The 7,599-nt window shown below is 70.2% G+C and carries 5 protein-coding genes and 1 pseudogene; 3 read left to right on the forward strand and 3 right to left on the reverse strand.

Translation table 11 applies throughout. The features are described 5' to 3' along the window. A pseudogene (locus AB0G02_RS19260) lies at positions 1–662 on the reverse strand (serine/threonine-protein phosphatase); the annotation flags it as partial. Positions 663–811: 149 nt separating this feature from the next. Here AB0G02_RS19260 and AB0G02_RS19265 point away from each other — a divergent pair. Continuing rightward, positions 812–5,200, forward strand: a complete 4,389-nt coding sequence (locus AB0G02_RS19265) for a HAMP domain-containing protein (RefSeq protein ID WP_360796034.1) — start codon at positions 812–814, stop codon at positions 5,198–5,200. A 298-nt stretch (positions 5,201–5,498) separates the two neighbouring features. Here the strand turns inward: AB0G02_RS19265 and AB0G02_RS19270 are convergent, their stop codons facing one another. Next, a complete protein-coding gene (locus AB0G02_RS19270; RefSeq protein ID WP_360796011.1) occupies positions 5,499–6,362 on the reverse strand; it encodes an aminoglycoside phosphotransferase family protein in 864 nt (287 codons plus the stop codon). Next, positions 6,359–6,691 carry an anti-sigma factor antagonist gene (locus AB0G02_RS19275; protein WP_360796014.1) on the reverse strand — a complete coding sequence of 111 codons (333 nt, stop codon included), beginning with the start codon at positions 6,689–6,691 and terminating at the stop codon, positions 6,359–6,361. Before AB0G02_RS19275 ends, AB0G02_RS19270 begins: the two co-directional genes overlap by 4 nt. Positions 6,692–6,904: 213 nt before the next feature. Between AB0G02_RS19275 and AB0G02_RS19280 the strand changes: the two genes are divergently transcribed. Continuing rightward, positions 6,905–7,291 carry an ATP-binding protein gene (locus AB0G02_RS19280; RefSeq protein ID WP_360796017.1) on the forward strand — a complete coding sequence of 129 codons (387 nt, stop codon included), beginning with the start codon at positions 6,905–6,907 and terminating at the stop codon, positions 7,289–7,291. 51 nt (positions 7,292–7,342) lie between these two features. Next, positions 7,343–7,477 (forward strand): hypothetical protein, encoded by a 135-nt coding sequence (locus AB0G02_RS19285; RefSeq protein ID WP_360796020.1) that lies wholly within the window; start codon positions 7,343–7,345, stop codon positions 7,475–7,477. Positions 7,478–7,599: the final 122 nt, after the last annotated feature.

Consider the following 7,599-nt stretch of genomic DNA (forward strand, 5'->3'; position numbering starts at 1 on the left):
GCCGCGGCCCGCGCCGCGTACCGCTTGAGCAGGTCGACGGTCCACGTGCCGCCGAAGCACACCAGCGCGCCGCCGTCGGTCAGCGGCACGGCCGAACCGACCCCGGACACGCCCCACGGCCCTTCACCCAATTCGGTGAGCTCCGCGTGGTCGACGACGCGGTCCAGCACGGCGGCGAGACCGGGCGCGGTGGCGGCCACCTGCCGGGTGGTGCGGGCCACCGCCACGTCCCCCGCGGACGTGCGACGCCACCACTCCAGACGTCCGCGCAACCCCGGCAGCACCACCACGGTGTGCTCGGCGGGCGCGAGCTCGACCACGGCGCGCAGGGTGTCGGCGCGATCGGTGGTCAGGGTCATCCGGGCGGCGGCTTCGTCCAGGTAGTCGTCGATCCCCCGGTACCAGGCGACCCACCCGCCGCCGAGGTCCTGCCGACGCCCGAGGTCCGCGTCGGCGAGCCGGTCGGACCGGTCCGACCGGTCGTCGAGCAGGGTCGAACCGATTCGCGCCTTCGGGAACAGCACGGATGCGAGCGGGTTGACCAGCCGGACAACACCCTCCGGGTCCAGCACGACGACGGCCTCGTGGAAGCCGTCGACCACGCGACGCCACGCGTCGAGGTCGAGGCCCGTGTCGGCGCCTTGCCGGTAGCCCTGGGCCATCACGGCTCCTGTGTGTCGGGTTGACCCAACCTATCGGACAAGTTGAGACCAACAGTGGCAGGCTTGGCCCAGTTCCGCTGACATCGGAGGCTCGTGTGACGACCGCCCAGGACGACACGGACGTGACCCTGGCCCGACTGCTGACCGCGATGCGGGAGATGAAGGACGGCAACTTCCGCCGACGGCTCGTCGTGCCGCGCGACGGCGTGACAGCCGAGCTGGCCGAAGCCTTCAACGAGATCGCGGAGCGCAACCAGTGGCTGGTCGGTGAGCTGGTGCGGGTGCGCCAGTCCGTCGGCCAGGAGGGCAGGCTGGGCGAGCGGCTGGCCCCGAGCACCGCCACGGGTGGCTGGGCCACGGCCGCGGACGCGGTGAACGGCCTGATCGACGACCTCACCAGACCCACCGCCGAGCTGAGCCGCGTCCTGGCCGCGGTCGCGGAGGGCGACCTGTCGCAGGAGATCATCGTGGACGCCCGCGGTGAGGTCGCCGCGCTGGTGGAGAGCTTCAACTCGATGACGGCCACCCTGCGGACGTTCGCGGGCGAGGTCACGCGGGTGGCGCGCGAGATCGGCACGGACGGCCGGTTGGGCGGCACGGCGGTCGTGCCGGGGGTGGCGGGCACCTGGAAGGACCTCACCGACTCGGTCAACTTCATGTCCGACAACCTGACCAAGCAGGTCCGCGACATCGCGCAGGTGGCGACGGCGGTGGCGCAGGGCGACCTGTCGCAGAAGATCACCGTCACGGTGGCGGGCGAGATGCTGGAGCTGAAGGACACCGTCAACACGATGGTCGACCAGCTGTCGTCGTTCGCGGACGAGGTCACGCGCGTGGCACGAGAAGTCGGCACGGACGGACGGTTGGGCGGCCAGGCGCAGGTGCCGGGCGTCGCCGGGACGTGGCGCGACCTGACGGACAACGTGAACTTCATGGCGAACAACCTGACGTCGCAGGTCCGCAACATCGCGCAGGTGGCGACGGCGGTGGCGCAGGGCGACCTGTCGCAGAAGATCACGGTCGACGCGCGCGGCGAGATCCTGGAGCTGAAGTCGACCATCAACACGATGGTCGACCAGCTCTCGTCGTTCGCGGACGAAGTCACCCGCGTGGCACGAGAAGTCGGCACGGACGGACGGCTCGGCGGCCAGGCGCAGGTGCCGGGCGTCGCCGGGACGTGGCGCGACCTGACCGACTCCGTCAACTTCATGGCGGGCAACCTGACGTCGCAGGTCCGCAACATCGCGCAGGTCACGACGGCGGTCGCCCAGGGCGACCTGTCGCAGAAGATCGACGTGGACGCGCGGGGCGAGATCCTCCAGCTCAAGACGACGATCAACACGATGGTCGACCAGCTGTCGTCGTTCGCGGCAGAGGTGACGCGCGTGGCGCGGGAGGTCGGCAGCGACGGGCGGCTGGGCGGTCAGGCGCAGGTGCCGGGCGTCGCGGGCACGTGGCGGGATCTGACCGACTCGGTGAACTTCATGGCGGGCAACCTGACGTCGCAGGTCCGCAACATCGCGCAGGTGGCGACGGCGGTCGCGAGGGGTGACCTGTCGCAGAAGATCACGGTGAACGCCCGGGGCGAGATCCAGGAGCTCAAGGACACCATCAACACGATGGTCGACCAGCTCTCGTCGTTCGCGGACGAAGTCACCCGCGTGGCACGAGAAGTCGGCACGGACGGGCGATTGGGCGGTCAGGCGCAGGTGCCGGGCGTCGCCGGGACGTGGCGCGACCTGACCGACTCCGTCAACTTCATGGCGAACAACCTGACGGCGCAGGTGCGGTCGATCGCGCAGGTCACGACGGCGGTGGCCGGTGGCGACCTGTCCCAGAAGATCACGGTCGACGCGCGCGGCGAGATCCTGGAGCTGAAGTCGACCATCAACACGATGGTCGACCAGCTGTCGTCGTTCGCGGACGAAGTCACTCGCGTGGCACGAGAAGTCGGCACGGACGGGCGGTTGGGTGGTCAGGCGCGGGTGCCGGGCGTCGCCGGGACGTGGAAGGACCTGACGGACAACGTCAACGTCATGGCCGACAACCTGTCCACCCAGGTGCGGTCGATCGCGGCGGTGGCGACGGCGGTCGCGGGCGGCGACCTGTCCAAGAAGATCGCCGTCGAGGCGAAGGGCGAGGTCGCGGCCCTGGCGGACACGATCAACGGCATGGTCGACACGCTGCGCGCGTTCGCGGACGAGGTCACCCGCGTGTCCCGCGAGGTCGGCACCGAGGGCATCCTGGGCGGCCAGGCGCGGGTCCCGAACGTGGCGGGCACCTGGAAGGACCTCACCGAGAACGTCAACTTCATGGCGAACAACCTGACCTCGCAGGTCCGCAACATCGCCCAGGTGACGACCGCGGTGGCGTTGGGCGACCTGTCGAAGAAGATCGACGTCGACGCGCGCGGCGAGATCCTGGAGCTCAAGACCACGATCAACACGATGGTCGACCAGCTGTCGTCGTTCGCCCAGGAGGTCACCCGCGTCGCGCGGGAGGTCGGCACCGAGGGCAAGCTGGGCGGTCAGGCCGAGGTCGAAGGCGTCTCGGGCACGTGGAAGCGGCTCACCGAGAACGTGAACGAGCTGGCCGGGAACCTGACCCGGCAGGTGCGCGCGATCGCCGTGGTGGCGACGGCGGTGACGGCGGGCGACCTGACCCGGCAGATCACCGTGGACGCCTCCGGCGAGGTCGCGGACCTCAAGGACAACATCAACCGGATGATCGGCAACCTGAGGGCGTCGACCCGCGCCAACCAGGAGCAGGACTGGCTGAAGACCAACCTGGCCCGGTTGTCCGGCCAGATGCAGGGCCACCGCGACCTCAACGCCATGGCGTCGCTGGTGATCAGCGAGCTGACGCCGCTGGTGTCGGCGCAGCACGGCGCGTTCTTCCTGGTGGACCCCGAGTCGAACGCCCTGGACCTGACCGCGTCGTACGGGTACCGCCCGCCGGCCGGGCGGCCCACGCGGTTCATGCGCGGCGAGTCGCTGGTCGGGCAGGTCGCGGTGGAGAAGAAGACGGTGCTGGTGACCGACGTGCCGCCGGGGTACCTGGAGATCGGCTCCGGGCTCGGCGCGGCGCCGCCCGCCAACCTGGTGATCCTGCCGATCGTGTTCCAGGGCGAGACGCTGGGCGTGATCGAGCTGGGGTCGTTCGGCGAGTTCACCGAGGTGCACCTGGACCTGCTGGACCAGCTCAAGGAGAACATCGGCGTCAACCTGAACACGATGCTCGCCAACGCGCGGACGGACAGCCTGCTGGTCGAGTCGCAGCGGCTGACCGAGGAGCTGCGGGCCGGTTCGGTCGAGCTGGAGGCGCGGGCGCGGCAGCTCTCGTCGGCGTCGAAGTACAAGTCGGAGTTCATGGCGAACATGTCGCACGAGCTGCGCACGCCGTTGAACAGCCTGCTGATCCTGGCGAAGCTGCTGGCCGACAACCTGGACGGCAACCTGAACGCGAAGCAGGTCGAGTTCGCCAGGACGATCCACTCGTCGGGCACCGACCTGCTGCAGCTGATCGACGACATCCTGGACCTGACGAAGGTCGAGGCCGGGCACATGCAGGTGCAGACCGACCCGGTGCGGGTGTCCGACGTGGTCGGTTACGTCGAGGCGATGACCACACCGCTGGCGGCGGAGAAGGGGCTGGAGTTCGGGGTCGTGGTGGACCCGGACGTCCCGTCCACCCTGCACACCGACGAGCACCGGTTGCAGCAGATCCTGCGCAACCTGTTGTCGAACGCGGTGAAGTTCACCCACGACGGGGAGATCAAGCTGCGGATCCGGGTGATCGAGGGCTCGGTCGCGTTCGACGTGCAGGACACCGGCATCGGCATCCCGGCCGAGAAGCTGTCGGTGATCTTCGAGGCGTTCCAGCAGGCGGACGGCACGACGTCGCGCAAGTACGGCGGCACCGGGTTGGGCCTGTCGATCAGCCGGGAGCTGGCAACGTTGCTGGACGGGCGGCTGGACGTCCGGTCGGAGCCCGGCATCGGGTCGACGTTCACGCTGTACCTGCCGCTGGGTGAGCAGGGGCTCGTGCCGGCGGTCGTCGTAGAGCCGGAAGTCGTGCCGGAGCTGCTGACGCCCGCCGACGACGCGCCGCAGTCGCTGGTCGCGCCGTCGGAGCTGCCGCCCGCGCCGATGCGGTTCCACGGCGAGAAGGTGCTGATCGTCGACGACGACCTGCGCAACGTCTTCGCGCTCACGAGCGTGCTGGAGCTGCACGGGTTGCAGGTGATCTACGCGGACAACGGCATCACCGGCGTGCGGGCGTTGGAGCAGTACGACGACGTGACGCTGGTGCTGATGGACATCATGATGCCGGAGCTGGACGGCAACGCGACCATGGCCGCGATCCGGGCGATGTCGCGGTACGCCGACCTGCCGGTGATCGCGGTGACCGCCAAGGCGATGAAGGGTGACAGGGAGAAGTCGCTGGCCTCGGGTGCGACGGACTACGTGACCAAGCCCGTGGACACCGAGCACCTGCTCCGGTTGATCGCGTTCTACCTCGGGGTGGAGCAGGATTGAGCGGTAGGTGGGGGTTCCGCCATCGATCGTGAAGTTTTCCTGGCCGGCTCGATTTGACATGGGGCCCTTACGGGCACCCCAGGCAGGCCAAAGCCGGCAGGCCCAGCGGGGTAAAGCGTCCCGCCGGGCCTGCCGGCTCCGTCCAGCCCAAGGCACCCGAACCCATGTCAAATCGGGCCTCGGTGGGGTGGTGGCGGGTCCGTTGGGATAGGGACCCGTTGGGAATAGGGGGTCCGTTGAGCGAGCGGGCGAGCGGGGTCGTGGCGGGGGCGTTGTGGTGGGGGTCCGTTGTGGTCGGTCAGGTGAGGGTGGTCAGCAGGCGGTGGCAGCGTTGGGGGTCCTCGGTCAGGCCCGCGTTCAGGCCCCAGAGGTAGTAGTCGACGGTGCGGAAGACCACCCAGCGCCTGGTGTGGTCGTGGGGTGTGGCGGCGTGGTCCACCAGGATGTCGAGGTGCTCGGTGATGGAGGCGGGGGTCGGCATTTCGTCCAGCCTGGTCCAGAGCACTCGGGCGAAGTCGTAGGCGATGTCTCCGCGCAGGAGGATCGGGTCGACGGTGAGCCAGGGCTCCCGGGTGCCGGCCAGTACTTGTGCCGAGTGCAGGTCGCCGTTGACGGCCAGGTCCGAGGTCGTCGTCACCAGTGCTTCAGCGGCTTCCTGCGCCGCTCGCAGGAAGGCGGCGTCGAAAGGTCTGCCCAGGTCGTTCCAGTCGATCTCCAGCGAAGCGGAGCGGGCGTGCGCCAGGTCCGCGGTCGAGCGGGTGGTCGGTGGGGCGGGCACGGCCAGTCTTCTGGCGACTCTGCCCAGCAGCGCGGTCGCTTCTCGCGACGGCAGGTGGGTGGCGCTGCGGTGGGGGTCCAGGCGTTCCAGCAGCATGGCGCCGGCCGGTGGGTCGGCGTCCACCAGGAGGACGGTTCCGCGGCCGTCCCAGAAGCGCAGCGCTTCGACGTGCGCGGTGACGTCCTCGCTCGGCGCGTTCATCCTCAGCACGAGTGGGGTGCCGTCCCTCGTCACCGGGATGACCAGGGCGTGGGAGCCGTGGGTGGCGGGGCCGTCCGGGCGCAGCCCCCAGGTCGCCAGGCGCTCGTCGATGGCGGCCGGGAGCGCGGCCAGCCACTCCGGGTCGCGGGGAATCGGCGCGTTCCGGAAGGACTCGGGGATCACCTCGCCGCGGCGGTGGCCGAGTCGACCGTGTCGTGGATGTGCATGACCTCGGTCAGCTCGGTCAGCCGGAACAGCTTGTGGACGGAGGGCTGCAACGACGCCATCCGGAGCTGGCCGCCCACGCCGTCCAGTCTGCGGTGCCAGTCGAGCATGAGGGACAGACCCGTGGTATCCATGAACGGCACGCCGCTCAGGTCGACGACCACATGGGCGCCCGTGCTCTCTTCGAGGCTGTCGGACAGCACGGGGACGGTGTCCGCGTCCAGCTCGCCCGACACCGCGACGACCGTCCAGCCGCCCCGCACCTCACTGCGCACCTGCAACTCCATGGTGCCCGAGCCTAGCCACCGGATGCGCCCCGTGCCGATACCGATCCCCCGCCACGCCGCCACCAGGATCGTGACAGCCGCTGGTCACCGTCACACGGGCTGGTCGTCACCCCGCCGCCGGACGCCGCCAGGGCACCGGTGGGCGCGACCAGTCGGTGGCGCGGGTGGCGGATGTGCGACCATGCGGTGACGGCCGATCAACGGGGAGCGGATGTGCGCAACGAGCCAGCGGCGCCGGTGGCCGTGACGCTGCCCGCCTCGGCGGGTGCGTCGGCACGGGCCCGACAGGTGGTGGGTGACGCGGTGACGGCCTGGGGGCTGTCCGACGACGCCGCCGACGACGCCGCCTTGGTGGTGACCGAGCTGGTGTCCAACGCGGTGGACCACGCGTCCGGGCCGGTGGGCCTGACGGTGACGCGGACGGAGTCGGGGCTGCGGATCGAGGTGGCCGACGGCTCGTCCGCACTGCCCCAGCCCAGACCGGTGCAGGTCGATTCCGCACGCGGGCGCGGGCTGATCATCGTGGCGGCCCTGAGCCGGACGTGGGGAACCGACCCGACTTCCGACGGCAAGGTCGTGTGGGCCGAGCTGGACGGCTGACCGGCTGCCGACGATCGGGACTACACCATCATCTGGTTCGTGGAGGCGTGCTTGAGCAACGCCCTGCGGCTGGAGGGCTACATCGCGGACGCCGAGCCGGCGGACTTCTTCCGCCGCGCGCAGGGTGAGAGCCGCAAGGGCGCCGAGCAGGGCAAGCAGCTGTTCGCGTTGCGCCTGGCGAAGTAGGCACGCGGAAGGGCCGCCCGACCCGCGAACCGGTGGGCCGCCCGTTCCCCCCTGGGGGCAACATGGGCACCCCGAAACGGGCCTCGGCGAGGTTGGCGATTTGCCTAACCGTCGTGTTGTTG

It is taken from the genome of Actinosynnema sp. NPDC023658 (assembly GCF_040639995.1).
Classification (GTDB): Bacteria; Actinomycetota; Actinomycetes; order Mycobacteriales; family Pseudonocardiaceae; genus Actinosynnema.

Bases quoted from the DNA above. Each gene is read 5' to 3' on its own strand.
- AB0G02_RS19265 (WP_360796034.1), top strand. From the start codon at position 812: ATGCGGGAGATGAAGGACGGCAACTTCCGCCGACGGCTCGTCGTGCCG.
- AB0G02_RS19275 (WP_360796014.1), bottom strand. From the start codon at position 6,691: ATGGAGTTGCAGGTGCGCAGTGAGGTGCGGGGCGGCTGGACGGTCGTC.